The organism is Armatimonadota bacterium, assembly GCA_025059775.1.
Classification (GTDB): Bacteria; Sysuimicrobiota; Sysuimicrobiia; order Sysuimicrobiales; family Sysuimicrobiaceae; genus Sysuimicrobium.
On the sequence record JANXCW010000002.1, the window covers coordinates 163,448 to 183,180 of the forward strand.

Genomic DNA, 19,733 nt, shown 5'->3' on the forward strand with positions numbered 1-19,733 from the left:
CTACCGCCCCCCCTCAAGGAGCGATTGCAGGATCTGTACCATCCCCTCGGAAGTGTACACCTCCGCCACCCCGTCCACCCGGATCCCCAGCTCCCTCGCCGCCTGTGCCGTCACGGGGCCGATGCACACCACCCGGGTTTCCTCCGGAAGACGTCCTTCCAGCAAGGATACCAGGGCTCTGGCCGCGGAGGGGCTCGTGAGCGTCACCGCATCCACCCCTTCCTGGATCGCCCTCCGCAGCCGGGGAGCCTCCTCCCAGGCCGTCTCCACCCGGTAGGCGGCCACCACCGCCACCTCTGCGCCCCGTTCCCGCAGTCCTTGGGGCAGCACGTCCCGGGCCCCCTCCGCCCGGGGGATCAGGATCCGCACGCCCCGCAGTTCGTAGGCGGCAAACGCTTCCACCAGACCCTCCGCCCGGTACTCGGAGGGCTGGAGCACGGGAGGGACACCCAGCCGTGCCAGCAGGCGGGCGGTGGCAGGGCCGATGGCGGCGGTGTGCACGCCCCGTAGGGCCTCTACAGGAATCCCCAGGTCGCGAAGCCGGCGCTCTACGGCCCGTACTCCGTTCTGGCTCGTGAACACCACCCAGGCGTAGCTCTCGAGCCGTCGCAGGGCCTGGTCCAGGGGAGCGTAGGAGACGGGAGGGAGGATTCGAAGGAGGGGGACGTGCACCACCTCCACCCCCAGCCTCCCCAGGTGCTCCGCCAGCTCTGAGCCCTGGAGCGCGGGACGCGTGACTAGGACGCGAGGGTGGGCACGAGCCCGCACACGGCCTCCGCGGCCTGCCGCCCGATTTCCTCCGCGCACACCATGGGCCCCGCGCGCTCCACGCGCACCACACGGCTCCCATCGGGGGCCGCCACAAGGCCCCTGAGCCGTAGGGTGCTCGCGCCCGCGTCGCAGGTGGCCAGCGCCGCGGCCGGGACGACGCATCCACCTCCCAATCCCCGGAGGAAGGCCCGCTCCGCGCTCACCGCCGCGCGGGTCAGGGGATCGTCGAGGACTTCCACGAGCGATCGCATCCTTATGTCCTCCTCCCGCACCTGGAGGGCAAGGGCTCCCTGGCCCGGGGCTGGGAGCATCACCTCCGGATCCAGGCGCTCCGTGATCTCCTGCTCCCACCCGCCCCGGACCAATCCCGCGGCGGCCAGGATGGCCGCGTCCACCACGCCTGAGCGCACCTTCCGGATCCGGGTATCCACGTTGCCACGGAGCGGCACCACCTCCAGGTCCTTCCGGTAGGCCCGGAGTTGCGCCGCCCGCCGGGGGCTGCTGGTGCCCACCCGGGCCCCATAGGGAAGGTGTGCGAGGGAAGGAGCGTTGGCCACAAGCGCATCCCGGGGATCCTCCCGGGGCGGAATGGCGGCGAGGGCAAGGCCCGGGGTAGGGGTGGTGGGGAGATCCTTGAGGCTGTGCACCGCGAGATCGATGGAGCCCTCCTGCAGCGCCCGCTCCAGCTCTGCCACGAACAGCCCTGGGCGCGATGCCGGAGAGAGGGGTCCCGCCCACCGGTCGCCGTGCGTCTGGATCACCACTACCTCGAACCGGATTCCAGGGTGCAGGCGGCGCAGGACAGCTAGGACCGCCTCCGTCTGCCGACGGCTGAGCGCGCTTCCCCGGGTTCCCACGCGGACGGTGCTCAAGAGCTCGCCACGTCCTCCAGATCCAGCAGGGCCCGGGCTGCATCCACCAGTGCGGGATCCCGCTCCGTAGCCATCGCCTTCAGGCGCACGATGGAGCGGTGCAGCAGCCGGTTGATGGCAGTCCGGAGCGCCTGACGCACCGCCTCCTGATGCCCTACCGGAAGGTGCGCCAGCTGGGGGCGGAGCCGGGCCCACTCCTCCTCCAAAACGGCCTCCGCCCGGTGGCGGAGGGCCCGGATGAGGGGCACCACGTCCAGGGAACGGTACCAAGCCTCGAACTTCCCCGTCTCCTCCGCCAGGATGGCCTCCGCCCGCTCCACGTCCCCTCTCCGCTCCTGGAGCACCCGCTGCCCCGCGGCCTGCAGGTCGTCGATGTCCACGAGGTGCACGCCGGGGAGGAGGCGCACCGCGGGATCCACGTCCCGTGGGACCGCGATGTCCAGGATCAACAGGGACGTGGTGCGCTTTTGCATCACCTCCGCCACCAGGGACGCCTCGACCACCACGTGCGGGGCGCCCGTGGAGGTCACGAGGATGTCGGCTCGCTGGAGGGCAGAACCCAGCTCATCGAACCGCACGGTTCGTGCCCCGAAGGCTGCGGCCAGGGCCTCCGCGTGCTCCAGGGTGCGGCTGCAGACCACCACCGCGGTGCACCCCGCCTCCACCAGGTTGCGCACCAAAAGGCGCGCCATCTCCCCGCTTCCCAGGACGAGCACCTGCCGCCCCCGGAGCTCCCCGCACACCTCCCGGGCCACCGCGAGCGCGGCGCCGGGCACGGACACCGCACCCCGGCCGATCCCCGTCTCCCGCCGCACCCTCCGGCCCGCGGCGATGGCCTGCCGGAAGAGTCGGCTCAGCACGGGGCCGATCCCGCCTCCCTCCTGGGCCTGATGGAAGGCTTCCCGCACCTGGCCGAGGATCTGTGCTTCCCCCACGATCATGGAATCCAACCCTCCCGCCACCCGGAAGAGGTGACGGGCTGCTTCCACCCCGCGGTAGACGTATACGTAGGGTGCGAAGACCTCCTGGGGGACTCCGTGGTAGGCGGACCAGAAGGCCAGCACGGACTCCGGGCCCGCTCCCCCTTCCACCGCGACCACGTAGGCCTCCGTACGGTTGCAGGTGGAGAGCAGGGCAGCCTCCTGGATGCCCTTCCGCTGGCGCAGGAGGGCGACCGCGGAGGCGAGCTTTGTGGGCAGGCACACCACCCGCTCCCGCACCTCCACGGGGGCCGTGTGGTGGCTGAGTCCCACCGCGAGGAGATCCATGGCTCCAGGTGCGAGCATAGCCCGGAGAGATCGGACCGTCAAACGCTAGAGCAGTTTGACTCCGTTGATCTGGAGCTTAAACTGGCAGCCCAGGAACTCCGCGGCCCGGCGGCAGAGGATCATGCGGGAGAGGAAGATCTCGAAGTACTCCATCACCGGGGCCGCCTCCGTGTTGATGACGAGCTCCAGGGTGATCTCCCGGTTCTTTTCGTCCACCCGCAAAAAGGAGTGCTCCACCGCGTAGTTCACCCGGTCGTGGATGTCGAAGGTGGTGGGATCCGGATTACGCACCCGGGTGCGGTGCACATCGGACTTGTCCGCCAGGATCACCGCGGCCCCCACATTGCTCACGGGCTGCCCGTGGGACTCCTCGTGGTTACCGATGGCGCTCATCACCACCGCCCGCTCCTCCGGTCCCATCCCCAACCGGGCGAGGATGCGGTCTGCCAGCATCGCCCCGACCTGCTCGTGGTTCTGGCGGCTCACGAGGTTCCCGATGTCGTGGAGGTAACCTGCGATGGCGGCCAGCTCCGCATCCCGCTCCGGATGCCCCAGCCGCTTGAGGATGTTGTAGGCTATGCGGGCGGTGAGGTTCGCGTGCCGGAAGCCATGCTCCGTGTATCCCAGGACCCCCAGGGCTTCGTTGGCCTTGCCCACGTACGCCTCCACCTCCGGGTCCGCCTTCACCGCTTCCAGGGTGACCCGGGAGGGGAAAGCCACAGGGGCCTGCTGGTCCCGGGGACGCTCCACGGGTTCACGCATACAGCCCGCGCAGCCGGCGGGCCTCCACGATGCGCTCCACCCCAAGACAGTACGCCGCGGTCCGCAGATCTACCCCGAACCGCTCCGCGGTGGTGAGCACAGCCTGGAAGGCGCGCATCATGAACAGCTCCAGCCGGGCCCGGACCTCCTCCTCCGGCCAGAAGTATCCGTACCGATCCTGTACCCACTCAAAGTAGCTCACCACCACCCCACCACCGTTTGCCAGCAGATCCGGGACGATCAAGACCCCTCGGCGCCGCAGGATCTCGTCCGCCTCCGGGGTGGTGGGCTCGTTCGCCCCCTCCACGATCACGGAGGCCCGGATGCGCTCTGCGTTCTCCGCGGTGATCTGGTGCTCAATGGCGGCCGGGATCAAAAGGTCGCAGGGGAGCTCCAACAGCTCCCGGTTGGAGACGGTGCGGGCTCCTGGGTAACCCACCACGCTGCCCGTGTTGCGGGCATATTCCTTCACCTGCCGCGGGACCAACCCTTCCGGATGATAGATCCCGCCCCGCACGTCGCTCACCGCCACCACCCGGGCACCCGCCTCCTCGTGCAGGAGCCGAGCCGCGTGGTAGCCCACATTCCCGAATCCCTGGACCACCACCCGGGCTCCCTCCAGCCGCAGGCCGCGGTGGGCACAGGCCTCCCGTGCCACCACCAGGACCCCACGGCCCGCGGCCTCCTCGCGCCCCCGGGAGCCCCCCAGGGGGATGGGTTTTCCGGTCACGGTGCCAGGCTCCAGGTAGCCCCGCTTCATGCAGATGGTGTCCATCACCCAGGCCATGACCTGGGGATTGGTGCCCACGTCCGGAGCCGGGATGTCCTTGTCTGGCCCGATGATGTCGAAGATCTCCGCGGTGTACCGGCGGGTAAGGCGCTCCAGCTCCCGGTGGCTCAAGCGGGTGGGATCGCACGCCACCCCGCCCTTTCCACCTCCGAAGGGCACATCCACCACCGCGCACTTCAGGGACATGAGGGCCGCGAGGGCCATCATCTCCTCCAGGGTGACGTTGGGGTGGTAGCGCAACCCGCCCTTGCAGGGACCTCGGGCGGTGTCGTACTGCACCCGGTAGCCCACAAACACCTCCACCCGCCCGTCGTCCATCTCCACAGGGAGGGAGACGATGACGCACCGGCGTGGATGCTTGATGGGCTTGGTGGTGGACTCATCATAGCCCAACAGGTGGGCGGCCCGGTCAATCCATCGACAGACGGCCTCGAAGGGATTCTCCGGCTTCTGGGCTCGGATCGCCAGCCCCATCCCTCACCCCCTGCGTTCTCCCGCCCGCTCCCGCTCCTTGTCCTGGGCCTCCGATCTACGGCCGCGTACGGCTCCCACCGCGGAGCGATCCGCCCGGACCCGCACGTTGGGTGCAAGCTCCAGGGTGATCTCGTCCCCGTGGACATCCACGATGGTCCCGTGCAATCCCCCCACCGTGACCACGCGGTCCCCTTTCTTGAGCTTGGCCAACATCTCCCGCCGGCGCCTCTGCTGCTGCTGTTGGGGCCGGATGAGGAGGAGGTAGAAGACCACCAGGAGCAGCGCCCAGAGGATCAGGGTATAGAGGACATTCGGCTGGCCCTGCGGGGCCTGCAGAAACATACTCCCTCCCTTGTGCCCGACCTTCCTCCACCATGGTACCACCCTCCTACCACCGGGTTGCGTATTGGGCCAGGACCCGCTCCCGCCACGCGGAGAAGGTCCCTTCCAGGATGGCCCTCCGGGCCTCCTCCACCCACCGTAGGAGGAAGGCTACGTTGTGGTAGGTGGCCAGGATGGGGCCCAGCAGCTCGCCCGACTTGAAGAGGTGGCGCACGTAGGCGCGGGTGTGCCGCGCACACACCCGGCAGGTACACTCCGGATCCAAGGGCCTGAGATCCGTGCAGAAAGGGCTGTTGCGGAGGTTCACCCGGCCCTTCCGGGTGAACACCACCCCCGTGCGGCCCACCCGGGTGGGGAGTACGCAGTCGAAGAGATCCACACCCCGCGCGATGGCCTCCACGATGCCCGGCGGAGAACCTACCCCCATGAGGTAGCGGGGACGCTCCGGGGGCAGGTGCCGGATGGTGCACTCCAGGATCTCGTACGTCACGGAGAGAGGCTCGCCCACGGAGAGCCCGCCGATGGCGTATCCCGGCAGATCGAGGCGCACCGCGTGAGCGGCGGCCTGGGCCCGCAGGGAGGGACTGAAAGCACCCTGGAGGATGCCGAAGAGGGCCTGATCCGTGCGGCGTCTGGCAGCCAGCGAGCGCTCCAGCCAGTGCATGGTGCGGTGCAGCGCTTCCCTCGCCTCTCCCTCGTCCACGGGATATCCACTGCACACGTCCAGGGGCGTGATGATGTCGGAGCCCAGAACTTCCTGGATCTCCACCACCCGCTCGGGGGTGAGCTCATGCAGGCTTCCGTCAATCGGGGAGCGGAACACCACCCCCCGGTCCGTCACCCGCCGCAGGTGCGCCAGGCTCAACACCTGGAATCCGCCGCTGTCCGTGAGGATGGGGCCGCCCCAACCCATGAAGGCATGAAGACCCCCCGCCTGTGCGATGAGCTCCGGTCCGGGCCGGAGGTACAGGTGGAAGGTGTTCGCGAGCAACAGGTCCGCCCCGAGGGAGCAAAGATCCCATACGGTCATGCCCCGCACCGCGGCGTTCGTGGCCACGGGCGCAAAACAGGGTGTACGGATGGGGCCATGAGGAGTATACAGAACCCCGGCCCGCGCCGCGCCGTCCTGCGCGAGGATCTCAAACCGGAACGGTTGAGCCCGGAGAAGGTGCACGCCGCGCAGGAGTATACCGCGTATAATGACGGGCGGGGAGCGCAACCAAGGAGGGTCCCATGGCAGAGGAGGAACGCAGGCCCCGTACGCCACCCCAGGACGACGAGGCCGCGGCCCGCCGCCGGCAGCTCATCGAGGAGGCGAAGGCCCGGTGGGCGGCCAAGAAGGCCGCCGCGGAGGGCCAGACGGCTCCCAGACCTCAGGTGGAGCCGGGCCGGGAGGAACGCGCGACCGCGACCAAAGCCCGGACAGAGACCGCCCGGGCCCCGCGGGCACAGCCAACCCCGACGCCCACGGTCGAGGTGTTCGTGGCGAGCCAGAACCCGAGTGCCTCTCCCCTCCTGCCCCCGCAGAACCCCGCGCTTCGGGCCTTTGGCACCATCAACCAGGCCATCGAGATCGAGGCGGATCCCACCGAGGAGCAAAACCTCCGCAAGCTCCTGGGAGGTCTTGGGGCCTACCCGAACCCGCTGCGGCAAAACCGCTTCCAGCTGGACTACCGGTACTGGAGGGAGGCAAAAAAGCGGCTGGAGGCCGCGGGGTACAAGATCGAGCAGAGGGACTTTATGGGCCGGCCCCTGGACGAGTGGGATCCCCTGACCCGCGGGTGGGTGCGTGCCCGGCTGGATTGACTACAGGAGGAGCATGGCGTCCCCGAAGCTCCCGAACCGGTAACCCTCCCCCAGAGCCACCCGGTAGGCTTCCAACACCCGCTCCCGCCCCGCGAACGCGCTCACGAGCACAAGGGGCGTACTGCGGGGCAGGTGGAAGTTGGTGATGAGGGCGTTCACCACCCGGAACCGGTAGCCGGGGTAGATGTAGAGCTCCGTCCAGCCGGCTCCCGCCCGAACTGTGCCGTCCGGTTGGGCGGCGGTCTCCAGAGTCCGCACCACCGTCGTGCCCACCGCCACCACCCGGTTCCCCCGCGCCCGCACCGCCGCGATGGCCTCCGCGGTTCCGAGGGGGATCTCGTAGGGCTCTGTGTCCATGCGATGGCGGGTGGGATCCGGCGTGGTGATGAGCCGAAAGGTCCCTGGGCCCACGTGCAGGGTCACGAAGGCATGCGGAATCCCGCGGGCAGAGAGGCGCTCCAGCAACTCCGGGGTGAAGTGCAACCCCGCGGTAGGCGCCGCCACGGCTCCCGGGGAGCGTGCGTAGACCGTTTGGTACGCCTCCGGATCCCGGGGGCGCTCCCGGATGTAGGGCGGAAGCGGCACCTCCCCCCACCTCTGGATGGCTTCCTCCGCGGAGACGTCTCCTTCGAGGCCGATGCGCCACGTGCCGTCCTCGCGTCGCTCTAGGAGCTCTGCCCGCAGGTGCCCCTCCGCGAGGACGATCCGGGTTCCTTTCCGGGCCCGACGGGTCCGCACCAAGGCCCGCCACCGCTCCCCTTCCTCCCGCCACACCAGCAGCACCTCCGCCCGCCCGCCCGTGCCCTCCTTCTCACCCCGCAGGCGGGCAGGGATCACCCGGGTGTCGTTGAGCACCAGGAGATCCCCGGGAGCCAGGAGCTCCGGGAGGTCCCGGAAGATCCGGTGCTCGATCGTGCCGGTGCGCCGGTCCAGGACCAGAAGCCGCGCCGCATCTCGGGGCTCTGCGGGTTGCTGAGCGATCCGGTCCGGTGGGAGCTCGTAGTCGAAGTCGCTCAGGCGCATCCCCTCAGCGCGAAAGGAGCTCCACGCCCCGATAGTAGTGGCGGAGGATGCGGTCGAAGGAAGCGCCCGCAAGGGCCATCCCCCGGGCGCCCCACTGGGAGAGCCCCACGCCGTGCCCCCACCCGCTTCCCTCGAAGATGGCGTTTTGGCCCTCCACGCGTACCGAGAACCGGGTGCTGAGCAGTACGTTGGGCCCGAGGAGGGATCGGAGGCGGGTTCCCACCAGCTCCACGCCTTCGGAACCCGCGAGGATGCGGAGCGCAAGCGCCCGTCCGGATTCCGTGGTGCGCAGGATCTCGATCCCGGTGATCCCCTGCACCGGGACGCCGCCAGCACGCAGTCGATCCTCCAGGTGGGCGAGCGGTACCACCACCGTCCACCGCTGGTAGGGACTGCCCGCCACGTACGGGTCCTCCACGCTGCGCAGGTATGGGTAGGCCACTCCCCACACGTGCTCGCTCGCCTCCGTCTGCCCTCCGGAGTCCGCGTGGTAGACCGCATGGATGGGTTTCCCCTCGTGCAGGAGGACGACTCCCCGGGTGGCATCCACCGCGGCGTTCGTCCGGGGGTCCTCGAAGGTGGCCCCGCCGTAGAGCTGCACTTCCGTGGTATCCCGCACGTCAAACCCCTCCCGCCGGAAGCGCCCCAGGCTCGCGAGGGCCAGGGTCCGGGCGGCCACCGCCTGGGCCTTCAGGGCCTCCGGAGGCCAGGCAGGGTCTACCTCCAGCCGGAGCACCCCATAGAGATAGCTCTCGAGGTCCACCTCGTTGACCACCACGAGCGTCCGACCCACGCGGCGGAGCTCCACCACCCCCCGATAGGCCCGCTGCCGTTCCACCAGACGGATGGGGATCCCTGTCTGGGTTCTTACCCGGAGGACGTCCCCGTAGGTACGGCCCGCCCCCTCAATTCCCTCGGGCACCGCTCGGAAGACCCACGGTCCAGGCCCCAGGTACTCGATCCGATCCAGGGCGACGTCTAACACCTCGAGGGTCGCCTCCGCGGCCAGGGTTGCCTGCGCCTGCCCCAGAAGAATCCCTACCCGGATCAGGGTCTGGGGCTGGCCGAGAAGGAGGGAGGGTGTAGTCAGCACCACCAGGCCACCTACCAGCCCCATCAAGCGCCCGAAGGGGATCCGGAGGGCCGGCACCGATGCGGGCATCTCAGCGGCGGGCCCAGAAGAGGAGGTTCAGGAGGAGGGTCAGGAGCAGGCTTACCACGAGGCTCGTGACCAGGGGGAAATAGAACGTGAAGCCATCCCGCCGGATGAGGATGTCCCCTGGCAGGCGGGGGGGAGCCAGGCGCGGGAGGAGCGTCAGAGCAAGCCCTACCGCCACCAGCGCAAGACCGAAGATCACCAGCGACCGCCCCAGTTCCGTCATCCCGGAAGGATTATACCGCGACAGCCCGGCGGGATGGACAGAACGATTCAGGTGGAGACCAGCGTCCGCCGACGATGGGACCAGGCCCGGAGCCTAGAGGGCCCGGGCTGCGGTGGGAAGGGGACGGGTTTGGACAGGTGGTAGCCCTGCGCGCAGTCCAACCCGAGCGCCCGCACCACCCGCAGGGTTTCCGCATCCTCCACGCACTCCGCCACCACCAGGCACCCCAGCCTATGTCCCAGCTCCACCATGGCGTGGACCAGGTGGCGGTCCCGCGGATCGCTCCGCAGGGCCCGGATAAAGCTCCCGTCCACCTTCAGGACATCCACCTCCAGGGAGCGCAGGTGGGCGATGGAGGAATAGCCCACGCCGAAGTCGTCTAGGGCCACCCCGCAGCCCTCCTGCTTGAGGGCCCGGATCCACCGCACGGCCTGCGGAAGGTCGGACACCGCGGTGGTCTCCGTAATCTCCACCACGAGCCGCCTCGCCTGCCGCGGTTGCGCTCGCAGCAACCGCACCGCCTGCTGCAACGCCGCTTCCTCCGCCAGGGTCCGGGCGGAGAAGTTCACGTGGATCCGGAAGGGGAACCGTCTCAACCACTCCAGGGCCCTGCGCAGCACCCACAGGTCCATCTCCACCACCAGCCCCGTGCGCTCCGCCGCGGGCAGGAACTCCCCGGGCAGGATCACCTCCTCCCCCTCGACCAAGCGGAGCAGGAGTTCCCACCGGCCGGAGCGATCCGTCCGAAGGTCCCAAATGGGCTGCCCCATCAGGAGGAATCCGCTTCGGTCGAGGGCCCGCCGCAGGCGGTCCTCCCAGCGGTCCACGATGCGGAGACCGACCGAGGGGCAGGAAAGCCGAACCCCGCCCTGGAGCTTGGACTCGTGCAACGCGGCCTCCGCGGCGGCGAGGAGGGTCTCGCCATCGGTCTTCTCCCGGCCGGAGACCGCCACCCCGCAGCTCACGGAGAGCTGCAGGGAACGGCCCTCCACGGTGAGGGGTGCTTCCCGCAGCCTCCGCACCAGCCGCTCCGCTGCTCTCCGGGCCTGGCGCGTGTCCACGGGAAAGAGCAGGATTCCGAACTCATCCCCGCCTACCCGTGCGAGGAGGTCGCCCGCCCGCAGGGACGCCCGGAGGGAGCGGGCCACGGCCTGGAGGGCCTGATCCGCGGCCCGCTGCCCGACCCGCTCGTTCACCTCCTGAAAGCGGTCCAGGTCCAGGAGCACCACCGCACACCCAGCTCTCCCCTCCGCCCTCGCCAGCACCCGATCCAGCTCCTCCTGAAACCGGCGCCGGTTCACCAGTCCCGTCAGCGGGTCGTGACCCCAGAGAAAGGCCAACTGCTCCTCGAGGGCCCTGCGCCGGGTGATGTCCACCACGCTTCCCTCGTAGTACGCGGGCCGACCCTCAGGGCCCGGCACGGCCTGAGCCGACCCCAGAACCCAGATGCGCTCGCCATCCGACCGGACCCACTGGACCTCAAACCCTTCCACCCTGCCGTTCCGGCGGAGGGCTTCCTGCCATCGCCGGTAGTCCCGAGGGTGGGCGTAGACGGCTCTGATGTCCCGCGCCAGGAGGGCCTCGGGTGTGGGGTAGCCCAGAAGTGCCGCGAGCGCGCGGTTTGCCCGCAGCAGCCGGCCCTCAGGGGTAGAACGGTACAGACCTACCGGAACCCGCTCGAAGAGGTCCCGAAAGGCCTGGGACTCCAGGATCCGTTCCGCGGCCACGGCCACCATCCAGCCCAGGAAGTCTGCCGCGCGGAGGTGGGAGGGCTTGAGCTGCCGGGGGGAACGGAAGTCCACCACCAAGGCCCCGGTGACCTGCCCGCCCGCGGCCAGCGGAATGAGAAGGACGGATCGCACCCCAGCTTCCCGGGCTGATTCCGACACCCGAAAGGGAAGGGTCGGATCACCGAGATCCTGCACGAAGTACGGGGCACCCCGGTGCGCAACCCAGGCCACACAGTCGTCCTCGGGGGGATCCAGGGGAACGCTGGCCCGGTACGCGCGCAGGCCACCTTCATGCCTCTCCGCCACAAGCTGCAGGAAGCTCCGGGAGGGATCCGTGACGAACAGGTGGAGTCCGTCCGGGGCCAGAAGCCGGTGTAGAACGGGCTCCGCCGCCTCCAAAAGCGCCTCCCAGGACTTCGCCTCCAATAGCCTCCGGGCGAGCCCCGCGGCCTCCTCCAGCTCCTCCTCCACCACCTGCCGCTCGATGGCCACCCCCAGCAGACGGCTGGTGAGCATCAGGGCGGAGATCTCCTCCGGGCTCCACCTGCGGGCTCGACGGCACTCGTCGAACCCCAGAAACCCCCACCACCGCCCCTCCGCGAAGATGGGTACTGCCACGATGGAGACGATCTCCTGCGATTCCAGGACCGCCCGCTCCGCAGGCGGGAAATCCCGCACCAAGCCGAAAACCGCCTCTCCCCGGGACATCCGTTCCACCCACCGCGCGAATCCACCCTCGATCCACGGGAAGTTCTGCAGCTCCGGGTTCGCGATCTGGGGCGTGATGTCCGGTGCCACCCACTCGTACCGCTGGCTCGTGCACAGCTCCCCACCCGGCCCCGGGTGATTCTCGAATACGTAGACGCGGCTGACCTCCGTGGCCCTCCCGAGGATCGCTAGTACCTCGCTCACGGCCCGATCCCACGGCCGACACAGGAGCAACCGCTCCGCCACCTGCACCGCGGCCCGCAGGATTCCCTCCGCGCGTGGGCCCCGCCTCATCCCGGGGACGTCAGTAAGCAAGCGCTATGCCATCTCCGGGGGGCGACCCGCACGGATCCTCCGCGGCGCCTGCCAGCTCCACCCGGTCCCCGCCCAGACTCTTGGCCCGGTACAGGGCCTGGTCCGCCCGGCTCAGCAACTCCTGCGCCGTACTCCCATCCCGGGGAAAGCCTGCGGCCCCCACGCTCAGGGTGACCCCCCCGGAGAACTCCCCACCCGCCAGGCGGAGGGAGGCCACCGCGTTCCGGATCCGTTCCAGGACCCGGAGGGCATCCTGAGGGGAGATGTCCACCAGCACCACGGCGAACTCGTCGCCCCCGTAGCGGGCCACGAGGTCGCCCCTGCGCACCGATGCCCGCATGGCCGCGGCCGCCAGCCGAAGCACCTCGTCTCCGGCCAGGTGCCCGTGTGTGTCGTTGTAGTATTTGAAGCCGTCCAGATCCATCATGGCCACCACGAGGGGCTTTCCGCTCCTCCGGGCGCGCTTCACCTCCAGGGCCAGCTGCTCCTCGAGATACCGACGGTTGAAGGCATCCGTGAGGGGATCCCGGAGGGCCATCTCCGCCAGGCGCCGGTTTACCTCTCGCAACTGCTCCGTCAGCTCCCGCACCTCCCGCCGCCGGGCCCGCACCCGTTCGGAGACGAGGGCGAGGATCCACGCGGAAACCCCCACGTTGAGCACGGGGAGGAGCTCCCGGATGACCGTGGTCTCGGGCAAGCGGGTCGCCCACGCCAGATACAGCCCGCCCATGGCAGCGGTAAGCCCCACCGCGGGGAGGAATCGCACGTACCCAGAGGCCATGGCGAGGGCCGCAAGCCACCCGTGGATGAGGAGCCACCGGGCCGCGGGAGCGAGGAGCATCTGCGCGTTGAGGAGGAGGACGGTGAAGGCAAGGGGGATGTACACCCAGTGGGGATCCCAGGGAAAGAGCACCCGATGGAGGCCCGTACGGGCCAGGCCGTAGAGGATCGCGGTACCCCCACCTCCCAACGCCGCCACGCCCAGCAGGGCGAGATCCGAGAAGGAGGCCAAACCCGCGTGCCGGACCAGGAGGAGGATCAAGAAGCCCGAGAGGTGCCCGAGTCCCGAGAAGGCGATCTGCCGGGCCTGGATCCGCCGGCGCCACAGCTCCTCGTCCTGCTCCCCCCGCACTTCCACGGCATCCCTCCGGAGGCCTGGTAGGCAAGGAACATGCCACAGCCCCGCAGAGGCTAAACGCCCAGGTAGCGCTGCCGCACGTCCTGCGCCTCCCGGAGCTGTGCGGGGGTTCCCTCAAACACCACGGTCCCCTTGCTCATCACGTACACGAAGTCCGCCACCCGGAGAGCGAGGGGGAGGTTCTGCTCCACCAGCAGGATGGACAGACCCTCCGCCTTGAGAGCCTGGAGCGTCCGCCCCAGCTCCTGCACCAGCCTCGGAGCCAGTCCCTCGGAGGGCTCATCCATGAGGAGGAGGAAGGGATTGGTCATCAGGGCCCGCCCGATGGCCAGCATCTGCTGCTCCCCGCCGCTCAACCGGTTCCCGCGCAGGCGTCGGCGCTCCCACAGCTGCGGAAACAAGCCGTACACGCGCTCCAGCGTCCAGCCGCGCTCCGTCCCGTGCGCCGCCACCCGGAGGTTCTCCTCCACCGTCAGGGAGGGGAAGATCCGGCGTCCCTGGGGGACCAAGCCGATGCCCTTCCGGACGATCTCATGGGAGGGCTTTTGGGTTATGTCCTCTCCCCGGAACCGGATGCGCCCTCTCCGGGGGGACGTGAACCCCATGAGGCTCCGGATGAGGGTGGTCTTCCCCACCCCGTTGCGTCCCAGGATGGCCACCGTCTGTCCTTCCCCCACCCGCAGGCTCAGTCCCTGCAGGACGTAGCTCTCCCCGTAATAGGTGTGGATGTCCTCCACCGCCAGCACTCCCTCACCCCTCCCTGCCCAGGTAGATGGCCTGTACTTCCGGGTTCCTCCGGATCTCCTCCACGGTACCCTCCGCGAGGATTCTGCCGAGGTGCATGACCGTGATGCGCTGGGCGATGGTGAACGCCACGTCCATGTCGTGCTCGATGAGGAGCACGGTCATGGCAGGATCCAAAGACCGCAGGAGTTCCACCATCCGTTGGGTCTCCGCAGGCGACAGGCCCGCGGTGGGTTCATCCAGCAGGAGCAACCGGGGGTTTGCCGCGAGGGCAAGCACCACCTCCAGCTCCCGCTGTTCCCCGTAGGACAGGCTTGCCGCCGGCCAGTCCCGTTTCTCCCACAGCCCGAAGGTCTCCAGCAACTCCTGGGCCCTCCTCCGGGGTTCCTGGTGGGAGAGGGCGGGCCGGAACGGATCGTACTGCTCGCGCCGCAGGCCCCACAGGGCCAGGAGCACGTTCTCCAGGACGGTCAGTTTCAAGAAGACGTTCGTCACCTGGTAGGTGCGCCCGATCCCCAGGGCGGTGCGGCGATACGGGGGGAGATGCGTGATCTCCTTCCCGTGCCACAGGATCCGGCCATGGGTGGCTCGCACCTCCCCGCTCAGGAGGTGAAAGAGGGTGGTCTTGCCCGCCCCATTGGGCCCGATGATCACCCGGCGCTCCCCCTCTTCTACCTGCAGGTTCACCCCATCCACCGCCCGCACCCCTCCGTAGGCCTTGGAGAGCCCCTCCGTCCGCAGGACGATCTGGCCCACGCCCGTCCCAACCTCCCTCATTGGCTTCCTTTCTGGCCGATCTCCAGGGGCGCGGGGCCCTTCCACGCCTCCCGCTGCCTGCGCCTCGCCCACGCGGCCGCGAGGGGCGGGTAGAGGCCTGCGGGGGCGTACCGCACGAGGAGGATGTACGCGATGCCCAAAAGGGCACCCCAGTACTGGGTATAGGCACTGATCCAGTGCTTCACCACCGTGACCACCAAGGCCCCTACCGCGGGCCCCACGAACGTCCCAGCCCCTCCCACGAGCACCATCACCAGCCCCTCCGCGGAGGTGAGAACGTGCAGCTCCGTGGGGCCCACGAAGCCGTTGTGGTAGGCGAGGAGGGCCCCTGCCATCCCGGCCAGGGCACCACTGCCCACCAGGGCCAGGAACTTGTGCAGCTGCGTGTGGTACCCCAGGGTCCGCATCCGGGGCTCGTTTTCCCGGATGCCCTGGAGCACGAGCCCGAAGCTGGACTGTCCCACCCGACGTAGGAGGATCAGGCAACCCAGACAGACCAAAAAAAGAAGGTAGTACTCCGCAATCCCTCCCCCCACGGGCCCCAGGACCTCCCCAAGCCGGAGAACTCCCGTAAGCCCGTCGTCGCCTCCGGTAAGGGACCGCCACTTCACCGCGCCTCCCCACAGCATCATGGAGATGGCGAGGAACGTCATCAGGGAGGTAATCCCCCGGGTCCGGAGGATGGCGGGCCCGACGAGCGCCGCCAGGATCCCTCCGGCAAGCATCCCGGCCAGCGTCCCGAGGAGCATGTTCTGCATCCCGAAGCGGGCGCCCAGCAGGCCCGCGGTGTACGCACCGATTCCCAGGAATGCGGCGTGACCCAGGGACTCGATCCCCGCGTACCCGTGGATCAGGTCCAGGCTCATGGCGAACACCGCATACAGAAACGTGAGGCTCAGCAGCGTCCGCTGGTACTCGGAGAGCATCCAGGGAAGGAGCAGGAAAACCAGGACCGCGGCAAGGCCTACCAGCCGGGAGGGAACGACCCGATCCATGGGGCCCCGGAACTTACCGCTCCACCAGCCCGCCCGGCCGCAGCATCAGGGCCGCCACCATGACCGCGAACAGGCTGAAGATGGAGATCTCGGGCCAGCTCCCGGTCAGGACCGTGTCCAGCACGCCAACCAGGAGTGCGGCGAGGTACGTCCCCAGCACGCTCCCCACCCCACCCACCACCACCACGACCAGGGCGGACACCAGCATCTCCAGATCCAGTCCGGGGCCGACCCCGGTGATGATCCCTCCGAGGATCCCTCCCAGGCCCGCGAGACCCGAAGCCATCCCGAACACCCAGCGTTTGATCCGCACCACATCAATCCCCAGCCCCCGGGCCATCTCCTCGTCGTCCACCGCGGCCCGAACCAGGGCACCCCAGTGCGTGCGCTCCACCACCCACCAGAGGATCCCCGCGATCCCCACGCCGAGAGCCACGAGGATCAACCGGTAGACCGGCACCGTGATCCCGCCCAGCCAAACCGCCCCCTGCGCCCAGGTAGGCGCCGCCACAAGGGTAGGAATCCCCCCCCACACGAACCGGAAGACATCCGCCGCCACGAACAGGACCCCCACGGTGAGCAACACCTGGGCGAACAGGGTCCTCGCCCAGGGTTGCCGCAGCAGTTCGAAGATCGCAAACCCGGCCCCGATGCTTGCCAGGAGCCCGCATACGGCTCCCGCTCCCCAGCTCCCCAGGGCCCGGGCTGCACTCACCGCCACGTATCCTCCCAGGAGGTAGAGGGATCCGTGGGCGAGGTTGGCGATGCGGAGCACGCCGATCCCCACGCTCAGGCCCACCGCCACCAGGAAGAGGACGGTACCGTGGACGAGTCCGTTGAGCGCCTGCAGCCCGTAGGCGGAGATCACCGCCTCCACCACTGCCACACGTCCACCTGGGCCACCTGTCCGATCCGGTCAATGGGGACGTTCAGCAGCTGGCCCTCGCGGCGCTCCACCCGGACCACGTACTGGTCGAAGATCCTCTGGTTGTAGCGGTCCAGCCGGAGCGGGCCGGCGGGCGTGACGATCTTCGGCGCCTCCCGGCGCATCACTTGGGCGAGCTCGTCCCTCCGGCTGGTATCCCCCTGCATGGCCTGCAGGCCCGCGAGGATAAGCTTCCCGGTGGTATACCCGCTCTCCTCGTAAGAGAAAGGTAGCCGCCCGAACCGCTGCCGGAAGGCCTGTACGAATCGCCGGTTCTGCGGGGTATCGAGCAGCGGGGTGTACGGGGTGATGGCGGTGACTCCCAGCGCGGAGTCGCCGGCCTCGCTCACGTACGCTTCGTCTACCATGGGCCTTCCGCCGTACAGGGGAAGCCGCGCCTTCCATCCGAAGGCGTCGTACTGCTTCAGGAACCGGATGGCGTCCACCCCGGCAAACCACGCGTACACCGCGTCCGCTCCCTCCAGGTTCGCGGGGGTGAGGAAGGGGGCGAAATCCACGGTGCCCACCCGCACGAAGATCTTCCGGAGCACGCGGCCCCCTGCGGCCCGCGCGCCCGCCTCAAACGCTCCGATTCCATCGTGCCCCGCGGCCACGTCGAAGCCAATGGCCACCAGGTTCCGGTGCCCGCGCTTGTTCACCACCCATCGTCCCAGGGGGAAGCTGTTTTGGTCGCTGGTGTCCACGAGCCGGAACATCCTGGGCGTTGCCCGCTCCGGGGTCATCAGGAGCCGGGTGGTAGCCACCGGGATGATCCAGACGACATCCCGGGTGCGCAGGTAGTCCACCAGGGCCAACGCCACATGGCTCCACACCGTTCCCACGAGGAAATCCACCTGCCGTTCCTCTACCAAGCGCCGGGTCTTGCTAAGTCCTACCGTGGGGCTTCCCTCATCGTCCTCCCGGAAGAGCTCGAAGGTCCTGCCCGCAACTCGGCCTCCGGCCTCTTCCAGGGCCAGCCGCAGTCCATCCTCCACCCCCCTGGACTGGACGGGCTGGCTCGCGAAGCTGAGCACAAGTCCGATCCGGACCGGAGCGGGCTGAGGATAGCCTGAGAGGGAAAGGGTCAGGAGGAGGACAACTCCAAGCGCAAGTCCGATCCACGGTCTCATCACACACCCCCTCCACTGAATTGCTGGGGACCGCCTCAGAAGTATTATATTTTGTCACCCTCATAGGACACAGGGCACCACCAGATACGAGTCGAACCGGCCTCCGCTCCAGATCACGTGCCGGCCCACGTTCACCGTGGCCTCGTGCCGTGCGTACGGGAGGTGCCGGGGGTAGTCCTGGATGTCCCGTCCCTGCAGGATCAGGCGCAGTCGGTCCCCCGCTTCGAACCTGGTCCCGGAAGGCCAGATCTCGATCTCCATCGGCACCACTTCGCCCGGTCGCAGCTTCTCCTCCCGGCGGTGCGGGTGTATGGGCTGCCACTCCGTGCTGGCCACCGGATCCAGCTCCCGATGACTGGCCCGCAGCCAGCCCAGGGCCACCGGCCCATCCTCGTACTGTGCGTAGTGGATGAAGGGAACTACCCGACCCTCCCGGTCCACCTTCTGGATGCCCACGAACACGTCCATGTCCTCTCCGTCCGGGGTGCTCATCCACACCCGCAGCTTCATGTAGCCCACTACGTCCATCCGCTCCCGGAAGGTGTACTCGAGCACCACCCGCCCCAGCTCCCGTCGCAGCCGGTCGTATCCCCCGCTCGTGGCAAGATACCACTGGCTCGCCTCCTCGGAGATCGGTTCCTCCTGCAGGCGGCCCTCGGGGAGGTTCAGGTACAACCGCAGGTAACGGGTCTGCGGAACCGGCCACCCTTCAAAGGTCCGCCACACCCCCTCCATCCCTCGTTCCCGCACGAAGGCCTGCACCCGGGGCCACTGTTCCACCTCCGTACGCTCCCCCTTGAGGAACCGGTCGAAGAAGGCCGCCTGGCGCTCGAGACTCTCCCGGCGGTAGTAGTAGGCCCACTTCTTGTGTCCGTGGATCTCCAGCCACTTGGGCTCCGACCGGATGCGCTTGAAGCCCTCCAGGGTTCCCCGGGTATGGAGCCCGTGATCGCTCCAGCTGGCGACCACATAGGCGGGAATTCGGATGGCCGCTAGATCCGGGAGCTTCGAGGCCCAGAAGGCATCAAAGAGGGGGTGCTCCAGCTCCTCCGCGAAGAGGTCCTCCACGAGCTCGAGACCGATGCCGATGCGCTGCAGGCTCCAGTAGGGCCGGAACCAGGTCTCGGGAATCCCGCCGTGCCGGGAGACCTCCCGGTAGTGGTCCGTGAACCCTTCCCACGGGTTGATGGCCGCGAGGTGCGGGGGATGCAGGGCCGCCACCTTCCACTGGATGCAGGCGAGGTAGCTCACGCCCGTCATCCCCACCTTCCCGCTGCACCAGCTCTGGCGGGCGATCCACTCGATGACGTCGTAGCAGTCCTGCGCTTCCTCCGGGGAGAGGAAGGTGGCTACTCCCTCCGAGTACCAGGTCCCCCGGGGATTCACGTTGACCACCGCGTATCCCCGGGGGACCCAATAGGCGGGGTCCGGGCCCTCGAAGACCGCGTAGGGGGAGACGTCCTCCTCCCGAACCCCAGCCGCGGGAAAGGCCCGCACGAGGTACTGCAGGGTTCCCTCGTGCTTGCCATAGGGGCTCCAGGCAAGCAGCGCGGGAACCGGAGGACCTTCTGTGGGCCGGAAGACGTCCGCATAGATGCGCACCCCGTCCCGTAGAGGGATGGCCACGTCCCGCTCCACCAGCATCCCCGCTTCCACCGTGCGGCTGGGCCGCGGTCCTGTAACCCCCACCTCCTCCGGACGGCACAGCGGCTTGCGGAACCGGTACGCAAAGCCCTCCGGCATCCCTCCCCTCCCCGCGGCTGCGCGGAATTACGCGATCG

19 protein-coding genes are annotated in these 19,733 nt (G+C 68.9%); 1 reads left to right on the forward strand and 18 read right to left on the reverse strand.

Annotated elements, in window-relative coordinates:
• Genes N0A24_02270 through tgt form a run of 7 tightly spaced genes read right to left on the reverse strand, consistent with a single transcriptional unit; the run spans position 1 to position 6,453 of the window.
• Entirely contained in the window at positions 1-681 is a 681-nt protein-coding gene (locus N0A24_02270; GenBank protein MCS7172230.1) for a uroporphyrinogen-III synthase, read from the reverse strand.
• Between the two features lie 56 nt (positions 682-737).
• Positions 738-1,643: a hydroxymethylbilane synthase gene (hemC, locus tag N0A24_02275; GenBank protein ID MCS7172231.1), complete on the reverse strand. Its 906-nt coding sequence runs from the start codon at positions 1,641-1,643 to the stop codon at positions 738-740.
• Entirely contained in the window at positions 1,640-2,911 is a 1,272-nt protein-coding gene (gene hemA, locus N0A24_02280; protein MCS7172232.1) for a glutamyl-tRNA reductase, read from the reverse strand. The genes hemC and hemA overlap by 4 nt, the downstream gene beginning before the upstream one ends.
• 45 nt (positions 2,912-2,956) lie before the next feature.
• Positions 2,957-3,673: an HD domain-containing protein gene (locus N0A24_02285; GenBank protein MCS7172233.1), complete on the reverse strand. Its 717-nt coding sequence runs from the start codon at positions 3,671-3,673 to the stop codon at positions 2,957-2,959.
• Positions 3,666-4,937, reverse strand: a complete 1,272-nt coding sequence (locus tag N0A24_02290) for a Glu/Leu/Phe/Val dehydrogenase (GenBank protein MCS7172234.1) — start codon at positions 4,935-4,937, stop codon at positions 3,666-3,668. Before N0A24_02290 ends, N0A24_02285 begins: the two co-directional genes overlap by 8 nt.
• A gap of 3 nt (positions 4,938-4,940) precedes the next feature.
• Positions 4,941-5,279, reverse strand: a complete 339-nt coding sequence (yajC, locus tag N0A24_02295; protein MCS7172235.1) for a preprotein translocase subunit YajC — start codon at positions 5,277-5,279, stop codon at positions 4,941-4,943.
• Positions 5,280-5,325: 46 nt separating this feature from the next.
• Entirely contained in the window at positions 5,326-6,453 is a 1,128-nt protein-coding gene (tgt, locus tag N0A24_02300) for a tRNA guanosine(34) transglycosylase Tgt (protein MCS7172236.1), read from the reverse strand.
• A gap of 59 nt (positions 6,454-6,512) precedes the next feature.
• Between tgt and N0A24_02305 the strand changes: the two genes are divergently transcribed.
• Entirely contained in the window at positions 6,513-7,085 is a 573-nt protein-coding gene (locus N0A24_02305) for a hypothetical protein (protein MCS7172237.1), read from the forward strand.
• On the opposite strand, the gene queA is transcribed toward N0A24_02305, so the two are convergent.
• From queA to N0A24_02360, 11 genes are read right to left on the reverse strand one after another with little or no spacing between them, the layout of a single operon-like run.
• A complete protein-coding gene (queA, locus tag N0A24_02310) occupies positions 7,086-8,108 on the reverse strand; it encodes a tRNA preQ1(34) S-adenosylmethionine ribosyltransferase-isomerase QueA (GenBank protein MCS7172238.1) in 1,023 nt (340 codons plus the stop codon).
• A 4-nt stretch (positions 8,109-8,112) separates the two neighbouring features.
• Positions 8,113-9,258 (reverse strand): SpoIID/LytB domain-containing protein, encoded by a 1,146-nt coding sequence (locus N0A24_02315; GenBank protein MCS7172239.1) that lies wholly within the window; start codon positions 9,256-9,258, stop codon positions 8,113-8,115.
• Positions 9,259-9,271: 13 nt separating this feature from the next.
• On the reverse strand, positions 9,272-9,490 hold the full coding sequence (locus N0A24_02320) for a DUF2905 domain-containing protein (protein MCS7172240.1): 219 nt from the start codon (positions 9,488-9,490) through the stop codon (positions 9,272-9,274).
• Between the two features lie 47 nt (positions 9,491-9,537).
• Positions 9,538-12,222, reverse strand: coding sequence for an EAL domain-containing protein (locus tag N0A24_02325; protein MCS7172241.1), 2,685 nt, complete (start codon positions 12,220-12,222; stop codon positions 9,538-9,540).
• 10 nt (positions 12,223-12,232) lie between these two features.
• On the reverse strand, positions 12,233-13,381 hold the full coding sequence (locus N0A24_02330; protein MCS7172242.1) for a GGDEF domain-containing protein: 1,149 nt from the start codon (positions 13,379-13,381) through the stop codon (positions 12,233-12,235).
• Between the two features lie 53 nt (positions 13,382-13,434).
• The gene (locus N0A24_02335; GenBank protein ID MCS7172243.1) at positions 13,435-14,127 is read right to left on the reverse strand and encodes an ABC transporter ATP-binding protein; all 693 of its coding nucleotides are present in this window, start codon (positions 14,125-14,127) and stop codon (positions 13,435-13,437) included.
• Positions 14,128-14,131: 4 nt separating this feature from the next.
• Entirely contained in the window at positions 14,132-14,902 is a 771-nt protein-coding gene (locus N0A24_02340) for an ABC transporter ATP-binding protein (GenBank protein ID MCS7172244.1), read from the reverse strand.
• Positions 14,899-15,897 (reverse strand): branched-chain amino acid ABC transporter permease, encoded by a 999-nt coding sequence (locus N0A24_02345; GenBank protein MCS7172245.1) that lies wholly within the window; start codon positions 15,895-15,897, stop codon positions 14,899-14,901. The genes N0A24_02340 and N0A24_02345 overlap by 4 nt, the downstream gene beginning before the upstream one ends.
• A 13-nt stretch (positions 15,898-15,910) precedes the next feature.
• Positions 15,911-16,783 (reverse strand): branched-chain amino acid ABC transporter permease, encoded by an 873-nt coding sequence (locus N0A24_02350; protein ID MCS7172246.1) that lies wholly within the window; start codon positions 16,781-16,783, stop codon positions 15,911-15,913.
• On the reverse strand, positions 16,762-17,952 hold the full coding sequence (locus N0A24_02355) for an ABC transporter substrate-binding protein (protein ID MCS7172247.1): 1,191 nt from the start codon (positions 17,950-17,952) through the stop codon (positions 16,762-16,764). Before N0A24_02355 ends, N0A24_02350 begins: the two co-directional genes overlap by 22 nt.
• Before the next feature lie 60 nt (positions 17,953-18,012).
• Entirely contained in the window at positions 18,013-19,695 is a 1,683-nt protein-coding gene (locus tag N0A24_02360; GenBank protein ID MCS7172248.1) for a CocE/NonD family hydrolase, read from the reverse strand.
• Positions 19,696-19,733 lie beyond the last annotated feature (38 nt).